This is a genomic window from Sphingomonas sp. IW22 (genome assembly GCF_041321155.1).
GTDB lineage: Bacteria > Pseudomonadota > Alphaproteobacteria > Sphingomonadales > Sphingomonadaceae > Sphingomonas.
This window is the reverse complement of sequence record NZ_JBGGWB010000001.1, coordinates 1,963,051-1,987,628: the sequence shown is the minus strand read 5'-3', so window position 1 is coordinate 1,987,628 and position 24,578 is coordinate 1,963,051. Positions and strand designations below refer to the sequence as shown.

At 64.3% G+C, this 24,578-nt stretch carries 24 protein-coding genes; 13 read left to right on the top strand and 11 right to left on the bottom strand.

Features of this window, described 5'->3' with window-relative positions:
• The first annotated feature begins 51 nt into the window (after window positions 1-51).
• Window positions 52-516 carry an Hsp20 family protein gene (locus ACAX61_RS09725; RefSeq protein ID WP_370714557.1) on the top strand — a complete coding sequence of 155 codons (465 nt, stop codon included), beginning with the start codon at window positions 52-54 and terminating at the stop codon, window positions 514-516.
• A gap of 108 nt (window positions 517-624) precedes the next feature.
• Here the strand turns inward: ACAX61_RS09725 and pyrG are convergent, their stop codons facing one another.
• Entirely contained in the window at window positions 625-2,259 is a 1,635-nt protein-coding gene (pyrG, locus tag ACAX61_RS09720; RefSeq protein ID WP_370714556.1) for a CTP synthase, read from the bottom strand.
• A gap of 96 nt (window positions 2,260-2,355) precedes the next feature.
• On the bottom strand, window positions 2,356-2,739 hold the full coding sequence (secG, locus tag ACAX61_RS09715; protein ID WP_370714965.1) for a preprotein translocase subunit SecG: 384 nt from the start codon (window positions 2,737-2,739) through the stop codon (window positions 2,356-2,358).
• 254 nt (window positions 2,740-2,993) lie between these two features.
• Between secG and ACAX61_RS09710 the strand changes: the two genes are divergently transcribed.
• The 3 genes from ACAX61_RS09710 to argC are packed head-to-tail and all read left to right on the top strand — an operon-like array spanning window position 2,994 to window position 5,069.
• Window positions 2,994-3,320: a MarR family transcriptional regulator gene (locus ACAX61_RS09710; protein ID WP_370714964.1), complete on the top strand. Its 327-nt coding sequence runs from the start codon at window positions 2,994-2,996 to the stop codon at window positions 3,318-3,320.
• Entirely contained in the window at window positions 3,268-4,140 is an 873-nt protein-coding gene (locus ACAX61_RS09705) for an SH3 domain-containing protein (protein ID WP_370714555.1), read from the top strand. Before ACAX61_RS09710 ends, ACAX61_RS09705 begins: the two co-directional genes overlap by 53 nt.
• Complete coding sequence (gene argC, locus ACAX61_RS09700; protein WP_370714963.1) at window positions 4,137-5,069, top strand: N-acetyl-gamma-glutamyl-phosphate reductase; 933 nt, start codon at window positions 4,137-4,139, stop codon at window positions 5,067-5,069. Before ACAX61_RS09705 ends, argC begins: the two co-directional genes overlap by 4 nt.
• 1 nt (window position 5,070) lies before the next feature.
• Here argC and ACAX61_RS09695 read toward each other — a convergent pair whose 3' ends face one another.
• From ACAX61_RS09695 to ACAX61_RS09685, 3 genes are all read right to left on the bottom strand, one after another.
• The gene (locus ACAX61_RS09695; protein ID WP_370714554.1) at window positions 5,071-5,820 is read right to left on the bottom strand and encodes a helix-turn-helix domain-containing protein; all 750 of its coding nucleotides are present in this window, start codon (window positions 5,818-5,820) and stop codon (window positions 5,071-5,073) included.
• 146 nt (window positions 5,821-5,966) lie between these two features.
• Window positions 5,967-7,388, bottom strand: a complete 1,422-nt coding sequence (gene ahcY / locus ACAX61_RS09690; protein ID WP_370714553.1) for an adenosylhomocysteinase — start codon at window positions 7,386-7,388, stop codon at window positions 5,967-5,969.
• 94 nt (window positions 7,389-7,482) lie between these two features.
• A complete protein-coding gene (locus ACAX61_RS09685; RefSeq protein WP_370714962.1) occupies window positions 7,483-8,055 on the bottom strand; it encodes a YqgE/AlgH family protein in 573 nt (190 codons plus the stop codon).
• 98 nt (window positions 8,056-8,153) lie between these two features.
• Here ACAX61_RS09685 and ACAX61_RS09680 point away from each other — a divergent pair, with 98 nt between their 5' ends.
• The 3 genes from ACAX61_RS09680 (at window position 8,154) to ACAX61_RS09670 (ending at window position 10,620) form a co-directional block, all read left to right on the top strand.
• Window positions 8,154-8,636 carry a peroxiredoxin gene (locus ACAX61_RS09680; RefSeq protein WP_370714552.1) on the top strand — a complete coding sequence of 161 codons (483 nt, stop codon included), beginning with the start codon at window positions 8,154-8,156 and terminating at the stop codon, window positions 8,634-8,636.
• 67 nt (window positions 8,637-8,703) lie between these two features.
• The gene (locus ACAX61_RS09675) at window positions 8,704-9,096 is read left to right on the top strand and encodes a hypothetical protein (RefSeq protein ID WP_370714551.1); all 393 of its coding nucleotides are present in this window, start codon (window positions 8,704-8,706) and stop codon (window positions 9,094-9,096) included.
• A 90-nt stretch (window positions 9,097-9,186) separates the two neighbouring features.
• Window positions 9,187-10,620 carry an AMP nucleosidase gene (locus ACAX61_RS09670; protein WP_370714550.1) on the top strand — a complete coding sequence of 478 codons (1,434 nt, stop codon included), beginning with the start codon at window positions 9,187-9,189 and terminating at the stop codon, window positions 10,618-10,620.
• A gap of 6 nt (window positions 10,621-10,626) precedes the next feature.
• Here ACAX61_RS09670 and ACAX61_RS09665 read toward each other — a convergent pair whose 3' ends face one another.
• From ACAX61_RS09665 to ACAX61_RS09645, 5 genes are all read right to left on the bottom strand, one after another.
• Window positions 10,627-11,247, bottom strand: a complete 621-nt coding sequence (locus tag ACAX61_RS09665; protein ID WP_370714549.1) for a LysE family translocator — start codon at window positions 11,245-11,247, stop codon at window positions 10,627-10,629.
• A gap of 24 nt (window positions 11,248-11,271) precedes the next feature.
• A complete protein-coding gene (locus ACAX61_RS09660) occupies window positions 11,272-12,048 on the bottom strand; it encodes an alpha/beta fold hydrolase (protein ID WP_370714548.1) in 777 nt (258 codons plus the stop codon).
• A gap of 54 nt (window positions 12,049-12,102) precedes the next feature.
• Window positions 12,103-13,128, bottom strand: a complete 1,026-nt coding sequence (locus tag ACAX61_RS09655; RefSeq protein WP_370714547.1) for an aspartate-semialdehyde dehydrogenase — start codon at window positions 13,126-13,128, stop codon at window positions 12,103-12,105.
• A 119-nt stretch (window positions 13,129-13,247) separates the two neighbouring features.
• Entirely contained in the window at window positions 13,248-14,045 is a 798-nt protein-coding gene (locus tag ACAX61_RS09650; RefSeq protein ID WP_370714961.1) for an SDR family NAD(P)-dependent oxidoreductase, read from the bottom strand.
• 12 nt (window positions 14,046-14,057) lie between these two features.
• Window positions 14,058-15,278, bottom strand: coding sequence for a TetR/AcrR family transcriptional regulator (locus ACAX61_RS09645; RefSeq protein ID WP_370714546.1), 1,221 nt, complete (start codon window positions 15,276-15,278; stop codon window positions 14,058-14,060).
• A 158-nt stretch (window positions 15,279-15,436) separates the two neighbouring features.
• Here ACAX61_RS09645 and ACAX61_RS09640 point away from each other — a divergent pair, with 158 nt between their 5' ends.
• From ACAX61_RS09640 to ACAX61_RS09630, 3 genes are read left to right on the top strand one after another with little or no spacing between them, the layout of a single operon-like run.
• A complete protein-coding gene (locus ACAX61_RS09640; RefSeq protein ID WP_370714545.1) occupies window positions 15,437-16,675 on the top strand; it encodes an acyl-CoA dehydrogenase family protein in 1,239 nt (412 codons plus the stop codon).
• Complete coding sequence (locus ACAX61_RS09635) at window positions 16,675-17,763, top strand: Zn-dependent alcohol dehydrogenase (RefSeq protein ID WP_370714960.1); 1,089 nt, start codon at window positions 16,675-16,677, stop codon at window positions 17,761-17,763. Before ACAX61_RS09640 ends, ACAX61_RS09635 begins: the two co-directional genes overlap by 1 nt.
• Entirely contained in the window at window positions 17,760-18,779 is a 1,020-nt protein-coding gene (locus ACAX61_RS09630; RefSeq protein ID WP_370714544.1) for a phosphotransferase family protein, read from the top strand. The genes ACAX61_RS09635 and ACAX61_RS09630 overlap by 4 nt, the downstream gene beginning before the upstream one ends.
• Before the next feature lie 17 nt (window positions 18,780-18,796).
• On the opposite strand, the gene ACAX61_RS09625 is transcribed toward ACAX61_RS09630, so the two are convergent.
• Window positions 18,797-21,583 carry a TonB-dependent receptor gene (locus ACAX61_RS09625; protein WP_370714543.1) on the bottom strand — a complete coding sequence of 929 codons (2,787 nt, stop codon included), beginning with the start codon at window positions 21,581-21,583 and terminating at the stop codon, window positions 18,797-18,799.
• Between the two features lie 305 nt (window positions 21,584-21,888).
• Here ACAX61_RS09625 and ACAX61_RS09620 point away from each other — a divergent pair, with 305 nt between their 5' ends.
• From ACAX61_RS09620 to ACAX61_RS09610, 3 genes are all read left to right on the top strand, one after another.
• Entirely contained in the window at window positions 21,889-22,395 is a 507-nt protein-coding gene (locus tag ACAX61_RS09620) for an EF-hand domain-containing protein (RefSeq protein WP_370714542.1), read from the top strand.
• Window positions 22,396-22,489: 94 nt separating this feature from the next.
• Window positions 22,490-23,209, top strand: coding sequence for a response regulator (locus ACAX61_RS09615; protein WP_370714541.1), 720 nt, complete (start codon window positions 22,490-22,492; stop codon window positions 23,207-23,209).
• Complete coding sequence (locus ACAX61_RS09610; protein WP_370714540.1) at window positions 23,206-24,558, top strand: sensor histidine kinase; 1,353 nt, start codon at window positions 23,206-23,208, stop codon at window positions 24,556-24,558. Before ACAX61_RS09615 ends, ACAX61_RS09610 begins: the two co-directional genes overlap by 4 nt.
• Window positions 24,559-24,578 lie beyond the last annotated feature (20 nt).

The window sequence follows — 24,578 nt, the reverse complement described above, 5'->3', positions numbered from 1 at the left end:
CGCCACATCGGGCGGCGTCCAACGTCACATTGCTCATTCGGAGGATTTGACATGCGTCAGTTCGACTTCACCCCCTATCGCCGTTCCACCATCGGTTTCGACCGTCTGTTCGACCTGATGGAAGCGAGCGCGCGCCAGGCGCAGGGGGACAATTATCCGCCCTTCAATCTCGAACGCACGGCCGAGGATCATTATCGGATCACGTTGGCGGTGGCCGGGTTCAAGGCGGAAGAGATCGACATCACCGCGCAGCAGAACCTGCTGATCGTGGCGGGTCGCAAGGGTGAGGACGGCGATGCACAGCGCGGCGCGTTCCTGCACCTCGGCATCGCGAACCGCAGCTTTGAACGCCGTTTCGAGCTGGCTGATTTCGTGCGCGTCGAAAGCGCGGCCCTCGCCGACGGCCTGCTGACGGTCGATCTTATCCGCGAGGTGCCCGAAGCGATGAAGCCCAAGAAGATCGCCATCGCGACCGGGGCCCCCACCAGCACCGCGATCGAGCATCAGGCGGCCTGACCCGCCGCCAATCGCTCAGGCGGTCAGCTCCAGCAGGCGCCTTGCTCCCTTGGGTGCCGCGGCAGAGGCGCCCGAACCTCGCGGTTCGGGCGCCTTTTGCATGGCCGGTCAGACCAGACGCGACTGACGCACCGCCGCTGCGATGAAGCTGGCGAACAGCGGATGCGGATCGAACGGCTTGGACTTCAGCTCAGGGTGGAATTGTACGCCGACGAACCACGGATGGTCGGGCCGTTCGACGATTTCGGGGAGCGTGTCGTCCGGCGACATGCCCGAAAAAACCAGCCCGCCCTTTTCAAGCACGTCGCGATAGCCGGTATTCACCTCGTAACGGTGGCGATGGCGCTCCGAAATCTCCTCGGTGCCATAGATGGAGGCGACAACGCTGTTGCCCGCCAGCTTGGCCGGATAAGCGCCCAGGCGCATTGTACCGCCCAGATCGCCGTTGGCTTCGCGCTTCTCCAGCCCCTTTTCGGTCATCCATTCGGTGATGATGCCGACGACCGGCTGATCGGTCGGGCCGAATTCGGTCGAGGATGCGTTGGCGATGCCGCCCAGGTTCCGCGCGCCTTCGATGCAAGCCATCTGCATGCCGAAGCAGATCCCGAAATAGGGCACGCCACGTTCGCGCGCGAAGCGGACGCTGGCAATCTTGCCCTCCGCACCGCGCGAACCGAATGCGCCGGGCACCAGAATGGCGTGGCACGGCTCTAGCGCGGCGGCGACTTCGCCCTCGTCACCCTCGAACAATTCGGCGTCGATCCAGCGGATGTTGACGCGAACCCGGTTGGCAATGCCGCCATGGACCAGCGCCTCGTTCAGTGACTTATACGCGTCCTGAAGCCCGACATATTTGCCGACGACGCCGACGGTCACTTCGCCTTCGGGGTTGACCAAACGGTCGACGATCTCGTCCCAGCGTCCCAGTGCGGGCTTGTCGCCCGGCTCGATGCCGAAGGCGCGCAGTACTTCTTCGTCCAGCCCCTCGGCATGATATTGCAGCGGGACGGCATAGATGCTGGCGGCGTCCAGTGCGGGGATCACCGCTTCGGGACGGACATTGCAGAACAGCGCGATCTTGCGCCGGTCGCTTTCCGGCAGCGGCTTTTCACAGCGGCAGACCAGCACGTCGGGCGCAACGCCCAGCGCCGCCAGTTCGCGCACCGAATGCTGAGTCGGCTTGGTCTTAAGCTCGCCCGCAGCCGCAATATACGGGACCAGCGTCACGTGAACGCTGACCGACTGACCGCGGCCCAGATCGTTGCGAAGCTGGCGAATCGCTTCGATGAACGGCAGCGATTCGATATCACCAACGGTTCCGCCGACTTCGCACAGCACGAAATCCAGATCGTCGGTTTCGTCCTGGGCGAACGCCTTGATGGCGTCAGTGACGTGCGGAATGACCTGCACCGTCGCACCCAGATAATCACCGCGCCGTTCGCGCTGGATGATGTTCTGATAGATTCGGCCCGACGTCACATTGTCCGACTGACGCGCCGAAACGCCCGTGAACCGCTCATAATGGCCGAGGTCGAGGTCGGTTTCCGCCCCGTCGTCAGTCACATAGACTTCGCCGTGCTGATACGGGCTCATCGTGCCCGGATCGACGTTCAGATAGGGATCGAACTTGCGGATGCGAACGCGATAGCCGCGCGCCTGGAGGAGCGCTGCGAGGCTCGCAGCCATGAGACCCTTGCCGAGCGACGAGACCACGCCGCCGGTGATGAAAATGTACCGCGCCATGGGAGGAAACGCCTAACGTCGAAATACAGCGGACGACAAGCGCCCGAATCCGGGCGCCACGGAAAATAATGATTGCAAGCGCCGAAGCGCCGCAGATCAGGGGTTGGGCGTGGCCGCGTTATCGGCAGGAGCCGCCTGATTCGCCACCACCGCGCCGGCCGCCGCATCCAGCGGATCGACCGATGCACCGGCACCAGGCGCCGGCGTCGTGGCGGGCGCAGCGGGCCGCGCAAGGCTGGTATCAATGGCGCCGGCGCCGCGCGTGGCCGCCATCACCGCCAGAACGATGCTCATCACGATGAACAGGCCCGCCAGCACCGACGTCGCACGCGTCAGGAAATTGGCCGCGCCGCGCGCCGACATCAGCCCCGACGGGCTGCCGCCAGACGTCAGGCCACCACCCTCCGACTGCTGCATGAGAATGACGGTGACGAGCAGCGCGGCAACGATCGCCTGCACCACGAGAAGAAAAGTAAACAGCATCAGCCCTGTCGGAATCCAGCAAAGGGGCGCCGTCTCCGACCCCCGGAATGGGTGGCACATAGGCCGAGGCGGGTTCGGGATCAACCGGCCCGGCCGCGACTGCTCGAACACTATTATGACAAATCCTTAATGGGCCGCAACCGCATCGCGTCGAAGGCGTTCTGATCCGCATAGCCCCTCCGTGCTTGCGGAGCTGTAACGATATGGACTCACGCGTGAATGCGATCAGCCCGGAAACGCTGGCATCATGGATGAACACCCTGGTGGACTATGTCCGATCGGGTGAGCCAGATTTGACCAATCGCCAGATGGCCCTGCTGATGCTGGTCTATCTGAAACCGGGCCCGCATACGGTGCGCGGCCTGGCGCGGGCGTTGAATGTATCGAAACCGGTCATCACGCGCGCCTTGAACAGACTGGGCGCGCTCGGCTATCTGCGCCGCCAGCGCGACGACAGCGACAAGCGCAACATCTTCGTCACGCGCACACCGGAAGGGGCGGACTTTCTTGCAGAATTCGGGCAATTTGTCGACGGCGACGGCGCCGTCACAGGCCGCAACGGTCACGATCGGTCGTGAACGGCACGCACTGACGGGCCCGTCGGTCCGACTCGATCCGCGATTCTATCCGGTCCGCGCCGACCTGACCGACGTGCGGCTGGCCGACCGGGTATTCGCCCCGCATTATGCCATGGCCACGGCGCGCACCGCGGTGGCGCCATGCGCGCTGCGAAGCGGTGTGGGCGTCGATGCGCCGGTAATTTCCGAATTGCTGCCGGGTGATTGTTTTGACCTGCTGGAACTGACCGATCAGACGGCATGGGGCGTGTCGATGACCGACGGGCTGGTTGGCTATGTCGACGCCGCCGTGCTGGGGGACGCGGTCGCCGCAACGCACCGGATCGTTCAGCGTGAAGCCCTGTTTCGCGAAGCACCCGATTCCAACGCGACAATCCTGGCCGCCTCGCCAATGGGCGCGCGCGTGACCGCGCTGGGCGAACGCGGTGCGTTCCTGCTGTGCGACCATGGCTATGTCGCCCGCGATGCTGTTGCGCCACTGGATCAAGGCTATCCCGGCGGCGTCGCGGGCGCAGCCGTTGCGCTGATCGGCTTGCCGGAACGCGCAGCCGGCCGTTCCGGCTCTGGCGTCGACGCTACGGGTTTTGTGTTCTTGGCGCACGATCTGGCGAACATTCGCGCACCTCGCCTGTTTGACGCCATTGGCGGATCGCTGGGTGTTGCGGGCGGCCCCGGCGATGTCATGATCTTCAACGACCATCTGGCCATTTGCGTCGACGACGACAGCGCCGTTCACGTCGATGGCGCGGTGAAACGCGAATCGCTCTCGCAACTCGAAGAACGCTATGGAGCGCTCGTCGCAAGAGGTAGGATCGGCTGATGCAAAAGCTGTTCATCGACGGTGCCGCAGGCACCACGGGGCTGGAAATCCGCGAACGACTGGCCGACCGTGCCGAGTTTCGTATCGTCACGCTGGAAGGCGATGCGCGAAAGGATCCCGCCGCTCGCGCGGGTGCGCTGAACGATGCCGATTTCGTCATTCTGTGCCTGCCTGATGATGCCGCACGCGAAGCCGTCGCACTGATTGAAAATCCCGACGTCCGCGTGATCGACGCATCCAGCGCCCACCGGGTCGCGGATGGCTGGACCTACGGCTTTCCAGAGTTGGAACCGGCGCAGATGGCGGCGATTGCCGGGTCGGCGCGGGTCAGCAATCCAGGGTGCTACCCCACTGGCTTTCTTGCGCTGGTGCGCCCGTTGGTCCGCAGTGGGTTGATCCCGCATGACTGGCCGATCAGCGTCAATGCCGTGTCCGGCTATTCGGGCGGCGGCAAGACGATGGTGGCCGAGTTCGAGGGCGAGGCCGCAGTGACCGCGCACCGCGCCTACGGCCTGTCGCTGTCGCACAAGCATCTGCCGGAAATGCAGCGGCACGCGCGCATGGCACATCCGCCGATCTTCCAGCCGGCCGTCGCACGCGCCTATCGCGGCATGTTGATCGAGGTCCCGCTGCCGCTCCACGCGCTGCCGCGCAAGCCGTCACTGGCTGCAATCGAGACGGCCTGGCGCGATGCCTATCGTGAGCAGCCGCTGATCCGCATTGCCGGCACCGACGGCGTGAACGCGGTTGAGATCGAGGCCGATGCCGGAACCGACCGCATGACGCTGCGCGTCTTCGGCAATGCCGACACCGGCCAGGCCCGCCTGATCGCCACGCTCGACAATCTGGGCAAGGGCGCGGCCGGTGCAGCGGTTCAGAACCTGAACGTCATGGCCGGGCTGGACCCGGTGGCCGGATTGCGCGTCTAAGTCAGTCGAGCGTCACACCAACGACCCGCCATTCGCCGCCTTCCCGGTCAAACGAGACGGTCTCTATCGTTTCGCCTTTGTTTGCGAAGCGCGTGCGGAACTTGACGACCTCGTACCCGCGCGGTGGTGCGGGCAGGTTTTCCTGGCTGACAAAGGTGCGCGAAATAACATTGCCGAGCGGGGCACGGACCTTCTCGGAAACGTCGATCCACACCTTGAGCGTGTTCAGCTTGCGAAAGGCGATGGCGGTCGCATCGTAAGCCTCCTCCCACTGACCTTCATCACCCAGTTCCAGCCATTCCTGCGCGACTTCCACCACTTCGGGATTGTGCGCCGCAGCGGAGGTGGCTTGCGGCGGTGAAACGGTCAGATCAGGCGCGGCGACAAGCGCGAGAAGACCAAGGACAAGGGTCATCAAAATCACTCCCGAAAGGATCCACGGGCGGTGCGGCCGCCCAGCGTCCAACGAGGACGCGCTTTCGAGATCGGCCGACGCAACGTCTGCGTCTGCCCCAATATGTTTGTCCCCAATGGTTTCGGGGGAGGATTTGCTTTCGGCTGCCAACAGCATCCGCGCTGCTTCGCGGCTGCTCGATACCGCCATCTTGCGCCGTGCGTCGCGCAGCCGTTCATTGACCGTGTGAACCGACAGGTCGAGCGTCCGGGCAATCGATTTTCCATCGTGACCGCGCACAATCAGGCGAAGCGTCTGCTTCTCCTTTTCGGTCAGCGCCCACAGCTCGTCATCCATTCGCATGTCCATGACGCAGGGATAAGTTGCACGGGCCAGACCAACTACCCCGAAAAATTTGGGTGTGCTTGGCCATGAGAAAGGGCGCGACTCCCTGCGGAACCGCGCCCTCCTTCATCTGGTAATACGCCCGTCGGGCGTCGGCATCAGTAGCGATAATGATCCGGCTTGAACGGCCCTTCGACCGGCACGCCGATGTAACCGGCCTGCTTCGGCGTCAGCTTGGACAGCTTCACACCCAGCTTTTCCAGGTGCAGCGCCGCGACCTTTTCGTCGAGGTGCTTAGGCAGGACATAGACCTTGTTGTCATATTCCTCGCCCTTGGTCCAAAGCTCGATCTGCGCCAGCGTCTGATTGGTGAAGCTGGACGACATCACGAACGACGGGTGGCCAGTGGCGCAGCCCAGGTTCACCAGGCGCCCCTTGGCCAGCACGATGATCTGCTTGCCGTCCGGGAACTCGACCAGGTCGGTGCCGGGCTTCACTTCGGTCCACTTATAGTTCGACAGTGCCGAAATCTGGATCTCGCTGTCGAAGTGGCCAATGTTGCAGACGATCGACATCGGCTTCATGGCCTTCATGTGATCGGCGGTGATGACGTCGGCGTTACCCGTCGCGGTGCAGAAGATGTCGGCGCGGGTCACCGCTTCCTCCATCGTCACGACCTCGAACCCTTCCATCGCGGCCTGCAGCGCGCAGATCGGGTCGACTTCAGTCACCATGACGCGCGCGCCGCCGTTGCGCAGCGACTGGGCGCTGCCCTTGCCCACGTCACCAAAGCCCGCGACACAGGCAACCTTGCCCGCCAGCATCACATCGGTCGCGCGACGGATCGCATCGACCAGCGATTCCTTGCAGCCGTACAGATTGTCGAACTTCGACTTGGTGACGCTGTCGTTCACGTTGATCGCGGGGAAAGGCAGCTCGCCCTTCTTCGCGATTTCGTAAAGGCGGTGGACGCCGGTGGTGGTTTCTTCCGACACGCCCTTCAGGTTCTTGACCGTTTCGGTGAGATAGCCGGGCTTCTTGGCGATGAACGCCTTCAGCGCGCGCTGGAATTCGACTTCTTCATCATTTTCCGGCTCGGGCAGGTTCGCGCCGGCTTCCAGCTTTGCACCCCACAGCGCGAACATGGTCGCGTCGCCGCCGTCGTCCAGGATCAGGTTGGCGGTCGTGCCGTCCCCGGTGCGATCCCAGTCAAAGATTTCGCCGACATAGTCCCAATATTCGGCCAGGCTTTCACCCTTGACCGCGAACACCGGAATACCGGCAGCCGCGATGGCAGCGGCGGCGTGGTCCTGCGTCGAGAAGATGTTGCAGGTTGCCCAGCGAACATCGGCGCCCAGCGCGGTCAGCGTCTCGATCAGCACGGCGGTCTGGATCGTCATGTGCAGCGACCCGGTGATCCGCGCACCCTTCAGCGGCTGTGCGGCGCCGAATTCTTCGCGCAGGCTCATCAGGCCCGGCATCTCGGTTTCGGCGATCTTGATCTCGGCGCGGCCGAAATCGGCCAGCGACAGATCCTTGATGACATAGTCCTTGTTCTCAAGGACGGGAGCGGTGGCCACGATTGATCTCCTGTATCGCCGATTGCGCGTGCCGCGCCTCTACCCTGTGTACCGGCGGAAGGCAAACGCCATATAAAGATATGTTTATGTGTGCTCAGGCCTGACCCGCGCTGTTCGCCAGCATGGCCGGGTCGATCCCCGCCCCGCGGAAGCCCGAAACCCAACGGCGGTCGACGCCGGTGTCGTATAGCAGTGCCTCGTCCCCGGCGACGTTGAACCAGCCGTGACGAGTCATCTCCTCGTCCAGCTGCCCTTCGGACCAGCCGGCATAGCCAAGTGCCACCAGCCAGCGCGACGGCCCGGTTCCCTCCGCGATCGCGCGCAGCACATCGACGGTGCCTGACAAGGCCCAGCGTCCGGCCACGTCGACTGTGTCCTGTCCGTTCCAGTCGGTCGAGTGGATGACGAACCCGCGCCGTGTCTCGACGGGCCCGCCAAAATGGACGGGGGCCGCCTCGACGCCATCGGTCGGAATATCGAACTGCTGCAAAACATCGTGCAGCGTCAGCCCGTCGATCGTCGCCCCGATGCCGATCCCCAGCGCACCTTCAGCATCATGGGCGCAGATAGCGATCACTGCACGGTCGAAACGCGGGTCGCCAATACCCGGCATGGCCAAAAGAAACTGCCCCGTCAGAAAGGGCCCGGTCGAAACGTCTGCATCCATCACCGGATAACCATAGGAACCACGAAAGCGATCCGCCACCGCTTGAAATCATCGCGCGTGCATCCAAGCTGCGACAGCTGAACAACAGGAGCAGACGCATGACGATCAAGACCGGCGACCGCCTACCCGAAACCACCTTTGTAAAGGCAGGCCCCGATGGTCCCGATCAGGTCAGCAGCGCCGACTTCTTCAAGGGTCGCCGCGTCGCGCTGTTCGCCGTGCCTGGCGCCTTTACGCCCACCTGCTCCGCTCGCCACCTGCCGGGTTTTATCGAGCGCAAGGACGAACTGGCCGCCAAGGGCATTGATGAAGTCGCCTGCACGGCCGTCAACGACGCCTTCGTGCTGGGCGCTTGGAGCAAGGCGAACGACGCCGCGGGCAAGGTGACGATGCTGGCCGACGGCAATGGCGAATTCGCGCGCGCGGTCGGTCTGGAAATGGACGGCAGCGCCTATGGCATGGGCAAGCGCAGCCAGCGTTACGCAATGATCGTCAATGATGGCGTGGTCGAACAGGTGCATGTCGAACAGCCCGGCGAATTCAAGGTCAGCTCCGCCGACCATCTGATCGAGCAGCTCTGAGCCACGCAGTAGACACCGGGAACCCATCCCGGTCCCGATTGTTGCAATAGCGAAAGGAGATTTCGCCATGACGACCGAGACCGCGAACACGGCTGTGTCCGACACGAGCAAGAATGACGGCGCCACGGCAGCAGAGCGTGTCCGTAAGGCCGCGAGCGACGCTGCCGAGCGCAGCCGCTCCGCTGCCAAGAAAGCAGCAAAGCGCATCGACGAGGCAACCGAAACCACCGTCGATTCGGCCAAGCGCCACCCCGTTTCGGCGGCAGCGATTGCCGTCGGTGCGGCAGCCGCGGTTGCTGGCGCTGCTTTCGGTGTGAGCAAGCTGGTGGAGAAGCGCAAGGCCGCGCCTGCCGACGGCAAGACCGCGCCGAAAAAGGCTGTGGCAAAGAAGCCGACGTCCACCCGGACAAAGGCCGCCAGCGCCAAGGGCGGCACCGCCAATGGCGCCACCACCCACTGACCAGAACAAGCGGCCCCGGCAGATCAGCCGCCGGGGCCGTTTTTCATCCGGCATCTTGCAAGCGTCATGTTTCGGCCTTAGCCGCGAAAGATGACAAAGGCAGAAGACATCGTTGCCGAACTGGATCGGCTCTACACCGCCTCGGTCGCTCGCCTGCGAGAGGCACTTGAAGCATATCTGACCAGCGGCCAGCCGCCGCATCCTTCGGCCCGTGCCGACGGCAGCTTCGCTTATCCTGAAATTCACGTCCGCTATACCGGCGGCCCCGACCGCCCCGCTCCGCTGCGCTCTTTCGGACGACTGGTGACGCCGGGCGACTATCGCATCAGCGTGACCAAGCCGGCGATGTATGCCGACTATCTGGTTGAACAATTGACGCTGTTGATCGAGGATTATGACGTCGACGTCTCGGCAGTCGCTGGTCGGCAGGAAATCCCCTTCCCCTATGTGCTGGACCTCGGCCACGCGCTGCAGCTGGACGAAGTGTCGGCATCCGAACTCGCGCGCTGGTTCCCGGCGACGGAGCTCGCGCATATCGGCGACGAGATCGCCGATGGTCTTTGGGAAAGTCCCGACGGCACCCGTCCGCTGGCGCTGTTCGACGGTCTTCGCACCGATTTCAGCCTCGCGCGCCTGCGCCACTATACCGGCACCCCGCCCGAACATGTGCAGAAATATGTGCTGTTCACGAACTATCACCGTTATGTGGATGAGTTCGTCCGCTGGGGCACCGAACAGCTGGGACAGGGTCGCTACACCGCCTTATCCGGTGCCGGCGGCCTGTATCTGGAAGCCGGGGCCGCGCCCGCCGATCATGTCAGCGACAGCGCGTGGCGCCGGCACCAGATGCCCGCCTATCACCTGATTGCGCCTGACCGCACGGGCATCACGCTGGTCAATATCGGCGTCGGCCCGTCCAACGCCAAGACGATCACCGATCATCTCGCGGTCATGCGGCCCGAAGCATGGCTGATGATCGGCCATTGCGGCGGCCTGCGCCCCAGCCAGCGGATCGGCGACTATGTGCTGGCCCATGCCTATCTTCGCGACGATCATGTGCTGGACGAAGTCCTGCCCCCCGCCATCCCCGTGCCCGCCATTGCCGAGGTTCAGCAGGCGCTGGCCCGCGCGGCAGAGACGGTGTCGGGCCAATCAGGGGACGAGCTGAAGCGTCGCCTTCGCACCGGCACCATCGTGACCACCGACGACCGCAACTGGGAACTGCGCTTTTCCGCTTCGGCGCTGCGCTTTTCGCTCAGCCGCGCAGTGGGCATCGACATGGAATCGGCAACGATCGCGGCCCAAGGTTATCGCTTCCGCGTCCCCTATGGCACGTTGCTGTGCGTGTCGGACAAGCCACTGCATGGCGAATTGAAGCTGCCGGGACAGGCCAACCGCTTCTACGAACGCGCGATCAACGAGCATATGCGGATCGGCATTGAAACCGTTGAGGAACTGCGACGGGAAGGCGCCAAGCTGCACAGCCGCAAGCTTCGCGCCTTTAACGAGCCGCCGTTCCGGTAACCCCCGTCAGCGCCGCATCGCCGCCATCGCGATGCCCGCTGCCATCACCGCACCGCCGCCGGCACGGCGCGCCCATCGCCGCGCCGCCGGCTTTCGGACGAGGCCAGACGCCCTCGAAGCCGCCACCGCATACAGCGTGTCGGTCGCCGCCGCCGCGCCGGTGAACGTGGCGACCAGGATCGCCGCTTGCGCTAGATAGGGGCGGTCAGCTTGAATGAACTGCGAGGCGAAGGCGACGAAGAACAGGATCGTCTTTGGATGAAAGGTGCCGACGGCCATGTTGGTCGCGAACGCCGTGCGCGCGCTGATCGGCCGGTGCGCCACGCCATCTTCGGACGGCGCGTCTCGCCCCAGGACCGCAATCAGGCCTACGACGACCAGATACGCTGCGCCCACCCATTTCAGGATCGTGAAGGCAACCGCCGACGAGCTTAAGATCGCGCCCGCGCCCGCCAATGAAACCGAAATGGCGATCGCATTGCCAAGCGCCATGCCCGCGACCGACGCCAGCGCGACCCTTCGCCCCGAACTGAACGCGAAACCGACAATAGATGCGACACCTGGCCCCGGAATGATTCCGATCACCAGCGATGCGGAAAGAAAGGCGAGCCACAGTTGCAGGTCCATGACAGCGGCGCCCTCTGTCGTTCGTCAGGGCCGGGTTGGGCCGCCCAGCCAGTCGGCCAGCGCGTTGCCCAGCTCGGGCTTGGTCACCGCGCTCATATGCCCGCCGGGCACTTCGGCCAGATCGGCGTCGGGAATCGTCTCCGCCAGTTCGCGGTGAGAGCCGTTGTCGTCATCCTCCTCACCCGCCAGCACAAGCGTCGGCTGACGGATCGTCTGAATGCGCGCCAATTCGGTGTCGACAAAGGTGTCGAGGATGTGGCGCAACGCCACCGGATCGCCCTTGGTCGATTTCAGGAACGCCTCGACCATCCACTGCGGCGATCCGCGCTCGAAATTGCCCAGATTGTCGAGAATGCCACGGAAATGACCGCCCCGGCGGTTGGTGTCGGTCAGCCCTTCCAGCCCCATACCGACAAAGATCAGGCGTGCGGGCATCGGCACATTGCCGCGATCCAGCATCCGCATGGTCGTGCGCGCGCCCAGCGAATAACCGCCAAGATCGTAATCGGTCAGACCCAGATGCGCGACCAGCGCTTCGTTATCCTCCGCCAGCACATCGGGGCGGTAGGCGGCGGCATCCTGTGGCCGGTCGCTTTGGCCATGCGCGCGCAAGTCGGGCATGATCACGCGAAAGCCCTTGGCCGCGACCTTCGCCGCATGGCCAAAGCGGATCCAGTTGGTGTTGGCGTCGGACATGTAACCGTGGATCAGCACCACGGGGCGCCCCTCCCCCATTTCGTGCCACGCGATGCGTGTGCCGTCGGGAGCGGTGATGTGATGCGTGCTGAAGGTGTCGGCCATTCGCCCTGACTAACAAGGCGGCGCGGCGAGGCAAGCCCCGCCGCGCCCCGACGATCAGCCCTTCTTCAGATGGCGGCGACCCAGCAGTTCGGCGATCTGTACCGCATTCAGCGCCGCGCCCTTGCGCAGATTGTCGCTGACGCACCAGAAGGCGAGGCCGTTTTCGACCGTCGAATCTTCCCGCACACGGCTGATGAAGGTTGCATAGTCGCCCACGCATTCGACCGGCGTGACGTATCCCCCGTCCTCACGCTTGTCGACCAGCATGACGCCGGGCGATTCGCGCAGGATGTCCTGCGCCTGCTCGGCCGAGATTTCGCGCTCGAACTCGACATGCACCGCTTCCGAATGGCCGACGAATACCGGCACGCGGACGCAGGTGGCGACAACCTTGACCTTGGGATCGAGGATCTTCTTCGTCTCGACCACCATCTTCCATTCTTCCTTGGTCGAGCCGTCGTCGAGGAAGCTGTCGATGTGCGGGATCACGTTGAAGGCGATCTGCTTGGTGAACTTCTTCGGTTCGGCGGAATCGCCGACGAAGATGTTGCGGCTCTGCTCGAACAGCTCGTCCATGCCCGCCTTGCCGGCGCCTGAGACCGACTGATAGGTCGCCACGACCACGCGCTTGATGCCCGCCGCGTCATGCAGCGGCTTCAGCGCCACGACCATCTGCGCGGTCGAGCAGTTCGGATTGGCGATGATGTTGCGCGCGGTGTAGCCGTCGATCGCCTCCGGGTTCACTTCCGGCACGATCAGCGGCACGTCCGGGTCCATGCGATACAGCGACGAATTGTCGATCACGACGCAGCCCGCCGCCGCGAATTTGGGCGCATAGATCTTGGTCGCATCACTGCCGATCGCAAACAGCGCCATGTCCCAGCCGGTGGGATCGAAATGCTCGATATTCTGGATTTTCAGCTTGCGGCCGGTTTCGCCATAATCAGCCTCTTCCCCGACCGAGCGGCTGCTTGCCAGCACGGCGATCTCGTCAGCGGGAAATTCCCGCTCGGCAAGGATGTTGAGCATTTCGCGCCCGACATTGCCAGTCGCGCCGGCGACGACGATCCGATACCCCATTTCAGCAATTTCCTGTCGTGAAAGCCCATGACGGGCGAACAAAAACGGCTGCCGCTTTAGCTGGCCTGAAGGGGATTGGAAGGGGCTTTGGGTTTTAGCGCCCCAAAACTAAGATTGGGTCAGGCCGCGACCCGACCATAACGCTGGCCCGTCACCGGGTGGCTGGACGACAAACCGCCATCGACCGCCAGCGCCTGTCCATTGACGTAACTGGCCGCGTCGCTGGCCAGAAACAGGACGGCTTCGGCGATTTCATCGGCCCGCCCCGACCGTTTCAGCGGATTGAGCGCACCCACCCGCCCCTCTACCCCGCGTTCGCGCGCGCGGTCGAAGATCATCTGCGTCATGCCGGTTTCGACCAGCCCCGGGCAAACCGCGTTCACGCGAACGCCCGATCCGGTCAGCTGCTGTGCTGCCGTCTGGGCCAGATTGATGACGCCCGCCTTGGACGCGGAATAGGCCGCGCCGCCCGCCCCGGAACGCAGGCCCGCCACGCTGGCGGTCAGCACGATGGCGCCCCCGCCCCGCTCCGCAATGCGTGGCGCGCCGTGGCGAATGGCCAGAAACGGACCGATCAGGTTGACGCGAAGGATCTCGGTCCAGTCCGCTGCAGACTGATCAAACAACCCCGCCAGCTCCCCGGAAATGCCCGCATTGGCGTGGATGATGTCCAGCCCGCCATGCGCCTGACATGCCAATTCGATCAATTCTGCGACCTGAGCCTCATCTCCCGCATCGCACTGCATCGCGCGCGCCTGCCCTCCGGCGGCCCGAATGGCACCGACCGTCTCGTCGACCTCGGCCGTCATATCCGCGCACATGACCACAGCGCCCGCCTGGGCAAAGGCCGTCGCCGTTGCGCGGCCGATCCCCGATCCCGCGCCGGTGACGATCACCGATTTGCCGGCAAAGCGCATGTCCACCTTCCCCTATCCCTCGATCGCCCGGTCGTCGAACATGCCAAACATTACCGTCGAGGCATAAAGCGCCACCGCACGCTCCCGCCCCATGGTGCCTGCCCATTTGCGCATGTCGAACGCCGCATTCTGAAGCGCCATCAGCGCCTGGCTGGCAACCAGCGGATCGACCGCGCGGCACGATCCTTCGGCAATGCTGTCGCTGATCGTGCCCGCAAAGCGCCGGGCGATGCGGTTCGACCGGTCAATCATTACCTGCCGCACCCCGACCGGCAGGCCGGACAGCGCCGTGGTGCGCAACAACGGCCCGGCTTCCGAGAACTGGATGTCGAGCAAGGTCGCGAGTGCGCTGGACAGGCGGTGCCAGTGGCTGCCGCCCATCGCATCCGCCTCACGCTGCGCTTCGGTAATGGTGGCGAAGCTGCGGACATAGCATTGGGTGACCAGGTCATCCTTTGCGTCGAGATGGTGATAGAAGCTGCCCTTGGTCACGTTCAGCTCGCTGGCGATGCGCTGCACCGACGCGCCGCGATAGCCGAGTTCGTTGATCAGCCGGGTCGCGGCGAGCAGGAAATTCTCCCGGCTGCTGCGCGGCGCACCATGCGTCAGGTCCAGCAGGTCCGGCGCCCATCCGGCGCGCGGGCCCGCCAGCCCGTTCGCAAACACGTCCATCAACCGCGCCTCGACCCGTGGATACTGGTCCGGTTCGTACCGGTCGATCCAGGCGGTCAGCCAGAAGGTGTTTTCCAGCAGGACGTGCGCGCGCGCGCCGTTCAGGTCGGTATGCGCGCGGGTGGGCATCGGCCCGAACAGGCTGCGCGTCCGGCGGAACACGTCGCGCCAGCCCGCCAGCAACTCCCCCTTCATCGGGTCGTCCATGGCGCGAAGGTCGGACAGGACGGCGACCGGCTTTTCCTCGCCCGACGCCACGCGTGACAGGCGTGCCATGGTGATCGACAGGAACCGGGCCACGCGGTCCTGTGGCGTCGCCTGTTCCAGCGCGTCGTCCAGCGATGCCAGCAATGTCTGGATCGTATGATCGAAGGCGGCGGCGGCCAGATCCTCCTTGCGCTTGAAATAATAGGTGACGCTGGTGGTGTTCAGCCCCACGCGCCGCGCCACATCGGCAAAGGTCATGCCCTTTGCCGATTGCTCGTTAATCGCTTCGGCCGCGGCCGCCAGGATCGCGTCGCGTTTGGCCTGAAAGCGTTTCGTCCCCTCCGCTACACTCATGGCGATAGATTTAGCGCGTCGGTTTCGAAGATACAGTGTTTTTTGCATGCTACGCACTATCCCTGCTTACGGGACGGCAAAGGCGTACCGCGGCCGCTTGTCCGAAGATCGGGTATGCTTTAACCCCAGCGTCAAACGACCGGATGGAGAGGCCGCCCATGGACTTCACGCTGACCGAGCGAGAAACGCATTTTCGGGACCGCGTGCGCGATTTTATCGCCACGGAAATCGCGCCGAGAAACCATGATTACCATGCCGATGCGGCAAGTGGCGACCGATGGGCGCCCTCCAATGTGATCGAGGAACTGAAACCGCGCGCCCGCGACGCCGGCTTGTGGAACCTGTTCATGCCGCCCCATTCGGGCGCCCCGCCCGTCGACGACCGTTTCGCGTTCGAAGGCACGCAGCTGACCAACCTTGAATACGCGTTATGCGCCGAGGAAATGGGCCGCATCCACTGGGCGAGCGAGGTGTTCAACTGCTCCGCGCCCGACACGGGCAATATGGAGGTGCTGCAACGCTATGGCAGCTTCGAACAAAAGGAACGCTGGCTGAGGCCGCTGATGAACGGCGAAATCCGCTCGGCTTTCCTGATGACCGAGCCTGCGGTCGCGTCATCGGATGCGACCAATATCGAAACCTCAATCCGCCGCGACGGCGACGATTATGTGCTCGACGGTCGTAAATGGTGGTCTTCGGGCACGGGCGATCCGCGCTGCAAAGTCGCGATTGTGATGGGCAAGACCGATACGCAGGCAAAGCGCCATCAACAGCAGTCGATGATCCTCGTGCCGCTGGACACGCCCGGTGTGCGGATCGAACGGATGCTCAGCGTCTATGGCTATGACCACGCACCGCACGGGCATGGCGAAGTCGTGCTCGACAATGTGCGCGTGCCCGCCGAAAACCTGCTGCTGGGCGAAGGGCGCGGATTCGAAATCGCTCAGGGGCGGCTAGGGCCGGGGCGGATCCATCATTGCATGCGGACCATCGGCGCGGCGGAAACCGGCATCGAACTCATGGCCCGCCGCCTGTTGTCGCGCACGGCGTTCGGCAAGCGGATTGCCGATCATTCGATCTGGGAACAGCGCATCGCCCGTGCGCGCATCGATATCGAGATGACGCGCCTTTTGTGCCTGAAGGCCGCCGACATGATGGACAAGGCGGGAAACAAGGCCGCGCAGCTGGAAATCGCGATGATCAAGGTTCAGGCCCCGACCATGGCGCTTCAGATCATCGACGACGCCATTCAGGCGCATGGCGGCATGGGCGTGTCCGACGATACGCCACTGGCCGCAAGCTGGGCCGGCCTTCGCACGCTGCGCTTTGCCGACGGGCCGGATGAAGTTCACAACCGTGCCATTGCCCGTGCCGAATTCGGGAAATATCCGGCATGATGGCTCGCGCCGCGATCCTTCGCGAAGCGGGCCGCCCGCTGTCGGTCGAGCCGATCCGCGTCGATCGCCCCGGTCCGCGCGAAGTGCTGATCCGCACTGCCGCCTGCGGCTTGTGCAGATCCGACCTGCACTTCATTGACGGCGCCTTTCCCCACCCGATGCCGACGGTCCCCGGCCATGAAGCGTCAGGCGTCGTGGAGGCGGTGGGCGACGGCGTGGTCAGCGTAAAGCCGGGTGACCATGTCGTCACGTTCCTGACGGTATTTTGCGGCGCATGCGAATATTGCGTCAGCGGCCGCCCGTCGCTGTGCAACAGTCCAGCCACTCGCCGCCCGGCCGATGCAGCCCCGCGCCTGTCGCTGGAGGACGGCACCCCGCTTGCGCCCTTCCTGAACCTCTCCGCCTTTGCCGAGCGGATGCTGGTGCATGAAAATGCCTGTGTCGCGATTGATCCGGCGATGCCGCTGGACCGCGCTGCGCTGCTGGGATGCGCGGTGATCACGGGCGCGGGATCAGTGTTCAACGACAGTTGCCTCAGCCCCGGTGAGAGCATTGCCGTGATCGGCGCGGGCGGTATCGGCCTAGCCGCGATCAACGCCGCGCGGATCGCGGGTGCAGGGCTGATCCTCGCGCTCGACCCCACGCCCGAAAAGCGCGACCTGGCAATGCGGATGGGCGCGACCCATGCGCTGGATCCCGCTGCGGATGACATCGTCAAGCAGATCGTGAAGCTGACCGGCGGCGGCGTGCATTACGCGATCGAAGCGGTCGGCCGCCCCGCCACCGCCGAGCTGGCATGGAGTATCCTGCGACGCGGCGGCACCGCGACCATTTTGGGCATGATCGCGCCCGGTCAGTCGGTCAGCCTGCCCGGTCCGACATTCCTGACCGGCAAGAAGATCCAAGGTTCGCTTCTGGGCTCCAGCCGCTTCCCCATCGACCTGCCACGGCTGGTCCGCATGTATCTGAACGGACTGCTCGACCTCGACACCATGGTGTCAGAGCGGATCACGCTGGATCAGGTCAATGAGGGGTTCGACCGGTTGCGGCGTGGCGACGGCGCGCGTTCGGTAGTGGTGTTCGCATGACCGCCGATTTCGACCTTGCCGCGCTCGACCGGTGGATGGCCGCAAACGTGGCGGGTTATACCGGACCTCTGACCGCGCAGAAGTTTCCCGGCGGGCAATCCAATCCCACCTATCGACTGGAGTCGGGCAGCGGCAGCTATGTGCTGCGTCGAAAGCCGTTCGGCCCGCTGCTGCCGTCGGCCCATGCCGTTAACCGGGAGTTCCGGCTGATCGCCGCGCTGCACCCTACCGGCTTCCCGGTCGCCCGCCCCCATGCATTGTGCGAGGATGACGGCGTGATCGGCGCCGCATTCTACATCATGAACATGGTGGAAGGGCGGACGCTGTGGGACGGCACCTTGCCCGCCATGACGCCTGAGGCGCGGCAGGCACATTATGAATCGATGGTCGACACGCTGGCTGACCTGCACGCCATCGACCCCGATCAGGTCGGGCTGGGCGATTTCGGCAAGCCCGGCAATTATTTCGAGCGACAGGTCGCGCGCTGGACACGGCAATATCGCATGGCCCAGACCGATAACCTGCCCGAGGCGGAGCGGCTGATCGAATGGCTGCCACGCACCGTTCCCGAACAAACGCGCACGTCGATCGTGCACGGCGATTATCGCATCGACAACCTGATCTATGCCCCCGACAGCGCAAAGGTAGCGGCGGTGCTCGACTGGGAACTGGCGACGCTTGGCGATCCGCTGGCGGATTTCGCCTACCTAGCCATGAACTGGGTGACAGAGCCAGAGGGGCGATCCGGCGTCATGGGCATGACCGGGCCAGCGACGGGCATTCCGACGCTGGATGAGATTGTGGGGCGTTATTGCACGCGCACGGGTCGCGATGGGCTGCCCGACCTGAACTGGTTCTTCGCCTATAACCTGTTCCGGCTGATGGGCATTGTTCAGGGGATAAAGAAGCGGGTGATCGACGGAAACGCGTCGAACGCCGAAGCGGCCGCGACGGCCGCCAAGGTGCCGGGACTTGCCCGCGCCGCCTGGTCCTTTGCGGAAAAGGCGGGGGCCTGAACCCCCGCCCCCTCCGATTAGAAGCGCGTCCTGAGCGTCACGCCATAGGTTCGCGGTTCGGCCAGATATTGCGAAAAGACCTGACGGCCGCCCGGATATTTCGGGTCGACGAAGGGCGCACCGTTCGCTCCCTGTTGGAACGGTGAGTTGAACGCGACCTGTGCATATTGGGTGTTGGTCAGATTCTGTGCCCACAATTCCAGCGCCCAACGCTCATCGCGCCCACGAATGCCGACGCGTGCGTTGACCAGCACGAAGCTGTCCTGAAGCTTTTGCGGGAACAGGTCCGAACCGGTGTTGAAATCGTCGGTCAGGCGCGTGTCGATATAGAACAGGCCACGCAGGCCAGAGCTGCCGATTTCGGGCGTCCACGACAGGCTGCCCGTTGCGACGATTTCGGGGGCGTTGGACAGTTGATTGCCCGGCAACACCCGAAGCGCCGGGTCGAGCGGAATGCCGCTTGCGCTGCCGACCAGGTTTTCCCGGTAATGCGTGTCGGCATAGGTCATGCCCAGGTTGATGTTCACATCACGCACGGGTGACAAGTTAGCCTCAAGCTCGACGCCCTGAGACACGACACCATATTGCACATCGTCGGCAGGACACGCACCCGTCGCTGCGCTGGTATCGCGGTCGCCGCCCGCCAGATCGGTGTCGCAGGCATTGACCGTAGCGACCAGGAAGACGGCGCCGTTGAAGGTGTTGAGCTGGAAGTTCTTGAACTCCTGTCGGAACGCAGCCAACGTCAGGGTGAAGTCGCGAACCGAATATTTGGCGCCGATTTCATAGGCGTTGTTGATTTCGGGGTCGAATTGCAGGTTGCGGGTCAATGCCTGCGGCCCGCCCAGCGCGGCAAAGCTAGCCAGCGGACTTTTCAACGCCGATCTGTCAAGGTTGAAGCCGCCCGCCTTGTACCCCCGCGAATAGCTGCCGTACAAAAGCAGATCAGGGGTGGGCTTCCATGACAGGACGGCGGTTCCCGTGAACTCGTCCTCGTTCCGTTCGTCGGCGATCGACGCGCCGTTCAGCTCGCTGGTCGAATTGCCCTGGCACGACAGGCCGATGATCCCGCCCGCAACCGCAGCCAGCGCCGGATTGGTCAAGAAGCTGCCCAGCGCCTGCTGATTCGCGACGCAGTTCACATTGTCGTTGGTGAAACGCGCATTCAGCCGCTTGCGCTCATTCGTGTAACGAACGCCGACGGTCAGATCGAGCGTATCAGTCAAGTGGACGATGTTGTGCGTGAAAAACGCATAGTTGCGGCTGTTCTGTTCATAAACATCGACCCCCGTGCCGCGATCGTTGATGGCATCCAGCCGGTCGAGTGCCGCAACCACCAGCGGCCCGGCCGCGCCCAGCGGCGACGGCACAGTCGGCACCTGCCCGTTCAGCACCGCCCGGCCCGTGGGGCTGATGCAGGCGGCGTTGGTCGGGGAATAAAGCGTCGCCAGCGCGCCGCCCGAAATGATGCGGCATGTGGCGAAACGGCCATATTGGTTGCCGAAGCGCAGATTGTCCCGGACGGTCAAATCTTCGTTGGCGTAATAGCCGCCGATCAACCAGTCGAGCGTGCCGCCAAATGCTTCGCCCTGGAGCCGCAGTTCCTGGCTGAACGTCTCGAACCGGCGGCTCGCATTGCCGTCGGCCGCGCGATAGAGGATGTCGATCGTGGAGTAGTCGGTGTCCGATCCCTGATCGGTCAGATAGTCGCGGTAAGCCGTGATCGAGGTGAGCGTCGCGCCGCCGAAATCCCAGTCGACCTGTGCCGAAACCCCCTTGTCCTCGGTCTGCCCGTCAAAGCTGCGGCCCGGCGTCGAATAGATGGTCCGGTCATAGCCGGGCGTGAACGACCCGATCGGTTGCCCAAGATCGCGCAGGACGTTGATGATGTTGTTGCCGCCCGCCAGACCGGTGGTCAGCGGCGTTGCCGGGCTGTTCAGATTACCGACGAACTGATTGACCGACGAGTCAACATAGGTCGCGCCGCAGCACCGCTCATCACGCTTGGTATAGTCGCCGATGATGCGGACATTGATGTCGCTGGTCGGTTCCCAGCGGAGCTGACCGCGAACAAAGAAGCGATCGCGATTGTTCACGTCGATGTCGTTCGCGGCGTCGTAATAGAAGCCGTCGCGCTTTGCATAAACGCCGTCGACGCGGGCAGCCAGATTTTTGGTGATCGGCAGGTTCAGTGCGCCCTGAAAGCGCCAGAAATCATAATTGCCATAGGTGACCTCGGCCATGCCGCCCAATTCATAGGTCGGCTGTTTCGACACGATGTTGATGATACCCGCCGACGCATTGCGGCCGAACAACGTCCCTTGCGGCCCGCGCAGCACCTCAACCCGGTCGATTTCGCCCAGTTCGTTCAGGCCGATCCCCGAACGGGAGCGATACACCCCGTCGATGAACACGGCGACCGAGCTTTCCAGGCCCGGATTGTCGCCAACCGTACCGATACCGCGGATACGGGCCGACCCGTTCGCCTCGGTCCCGGTCGAGCTGACGAGCAGCGACGGGGCCAGCTGGTTCAGCGCACGGATGTCGGTCGCGCCCGACAGCTGAAGCGATTCGGCGGACACCGCGGACACCGCGACCGGCACATCGGTCAGCAACTGGGCGCGACCCTGAGCCGTCACGATAATGTCGCCGGCGTTCTGCGTATCCTGTGCGGTACTGGCCTGCTCGGTCGCGGATGCCGGGGCGGCCGCAGGGTCGGTTTCCTGCTGAGCCATTGCTGGCGTGACCCCGGCAAACGCGAATGCAAGGAACCCACAGGCAGTCATGAGCTGCGGCTTGGTCATATCCTCTCCTCCCGGGTCGCGGCTCTGTTCCGGCGCATACCCGTCTCTCGAATAATGAATGGCGCGCCGTTGGCGTCAAGAGGAATCGCGCCCACATCGCTCTTATTCGGGAAAGATGTTGCGCAAACGCAATTGCTGCATCGCCATACCCCGCTTGCGAACAGTTGCTTTTCGCAACCGTTCATCGGCATGGCGACAATTCGCGACAATATTGCGCCCGCACGACATATCCGCGCGACATGACGACGGCATTTTGATGCTCACAGGTTCGGAATGGCCCGGACCAACACAATGGAACGCGACACATGAAACGCCCCAAAATGCCCCGTATCGTCATCGCCGCCGCGCTGGGTTCGACCGTGCTTGCCAGCACCGCCTTTGCTGCGCAGCAGACCCCGCCCGCTGGCGCCCGGATGCGGATGCAGCCCCCCGCCACGCAGGAGGAGGCGATCAGCCGTGCCGACCAGCATTTCACCCGGCTCGACACCAATCGGGACGGACAGGTCACCCAGGCCGAAGTTGAGGCGCTCCGTCAGCAGCGAGCCGAACGCCGCGAGGCACGCGCCCAGAAGATGGGCAAGCGCGGCGGAAAAATGGCGCAGCGTATGCTCACCCGCCTCGACACGGACCGGAACGGATCGGTCAGCCAAGCCGAGTTCCGCGCCGGCGCGACGCAGCGTTTCCAGCGGATCGACAGCAATGGCGATGGTCGCCTTGACGCCGCCGAAACCCAGGCAATGCGCGACAAGCGCATGAGCCACCGCGGCATGCGCGGCCATGGCGGCGCGCCGACACCGCCAACCGGCAACTGACCTTGCCGGGGAGCCGGGCGGGATGCTCCTCCCCCACGCCCACCCGGCTCCACCCCCTCTAGCCAATCCGCGTCAACCGCTTCAGGGTGAGCATATGGCCGATACCCCCCATCTTCTGCTTGTCGATGACGAACGCTCGATCCGTGAGCCATTGGCGCAATATCTGACCAAACAGGGATTTCGTGTTACCCAGGCGGGCGATGCGGAGGGCGCGCGCGCACGGCTGGCTGCCTATGCCATCGATCTGGCGATCCTGGACATCATGATGCCGGGCGAAGACGGACTGAGCCTGTGTCGCCACATTCGTGAAACGAGCGAGACGCCCGTGATCCTGTTGACGGCCCGCAGCGAGGAGACCGACCGCATCGTTGGCCTTGAAATGGGCGCGGACGATTATGTGGTGAAGCCCTTTTCCCCACGCGAGCTGCTGGCGCGGATCAAGGTGATCCTGCGCCGCGTCGCGACGGGTGCGGTGCGCCAGCATGCGCCGGACGCCGGCGCCTATGCCTTTGCAGGCTGGGTGCTGAAAACGGGCGAGCGCACGCTGGTCGACCGGGAGGGCGTAGAGGTGCCGCTGTCCACCGGCGAGTTCAATCTGCTGCTGGCACTGGCCACCCGCCCGCGACAGGTGCTGACACGCGATCAGTTGCTTGACCTGACGCAGGGGCGTGAGGCGGCGGCGTTCGACCGCGCCATCGACAATCAGGTCAGCCGCTTGCGAAAGAAGATCGAGGCCGATCCGAAGAACCCTGCGATCATCAAGACGGTGTGGGGCGGCGGCTATACGCTGGCGGCAGAGGTGACGCGGCTGTGATCGCACGACCGCGCTGGCCGCGCAGCCTGTCGGGACAGATCGCGCTTCTGGTCGCGGTCGCGCTGTTCGTGGCACAGGCGATCAATTTCGCCTTGCTCTATCGCGAGCGGCGCGAGCTTCGCTTTACGCAGATCGTCGTGCCGACCGTCACGCGCATGGTCGATGCGGCCGAACGATTGCAGGCCGGACGACTTGCCCCGTTCGACCGGCCCCGCGCGCGCGTTCGGCTGGCGGCGCGCAATCCCGTCCCGCCCGGCCTGCGCCCGGCGGAGGACATCGAATTCGGCATCCGCAGCGGACTGGCGGAGAGCAACATCGCCTATCGTGCGGTGGTCAGCGGCATCCGCCATTATTCCGCCGACGATCCGCGCCTTGCCGGGATGCGCCGCGACCGCGCGCGCCGGCTGGCCAATCTGGGTGCGGAGGTGGTGGTGGGCGTACAACTGCGCGACGGGCGCTGGCTGACGCTCAGCGGGCCATGGCCGCGCGCCGAGCGTACCTTGTTGTGGCAGCTTATTGCCCAGACGCTTATCCTCTACGCCGTCGTGCTGCTGCCTGTCCTGTGGATCGGGCGGCGCGTGACGCGACCGTTGAGCGAGTTGACCGCCCGCGCGCGCGCCTTTGCCCCCGGCGGCGATCCCGAACCCATGACGGAGCGCGGCCCCGGTGACGTCCGGGCGCTGATCGCGGCCTATAACGAATTGTCGGCGCGCGTGTCGGCGATGCTCGACGAAAAGGACCGGATGCTGGGCGCCATCGGCCACGATCTGCGGACCCCGCTGGCAGCGCTGCGCGTGCGGATCGAGTCGGTCGAGGACGATGCCGACCGTCAGCGCATGGCCGATATCGTAGGGGAGATGCACCGCACGTTGGAGGACATCCTGTCGCTCGCGCGGCTGGGTCGCCCCAGCGAGCCGATTGCCGACGTCGACATGGCCGCGCTGGTCGATGCGGTGGTCGAGGATTTTCGCGATCTGGACCACGACGTCGCGTTCGACGAGGCTGATCGCATCCGCATGCGCCTGCGCCCCAGCCTGATGCGCCGCGCGGTGCGCAACCTGATCGAAAATGCCATCAAATATGCCGGTGCCGCAGAAGTGCAGATTACCGCAGAACTCAATCGCGTCGTCATTGCGGTATGCGATCGTGGCCCCGGCCTGCCGGTCGACAAGCTGGACGCGGTGTTCGACCCTTTCGTACGCCTGGAAAGCTCTCGCAATCGTGAAACCGGCGGCATCGGCCTTGGCCTGGCACTGACCCGCGCGATCGTGCGCGATGCTGGCGGGCGTGTGACGTTGGAAAACCGGGCTGGCGGCGGTCTGGTCGCCCGGATCGAGCTGCCGCGATGAGGGAACCGGCATATCCGCGC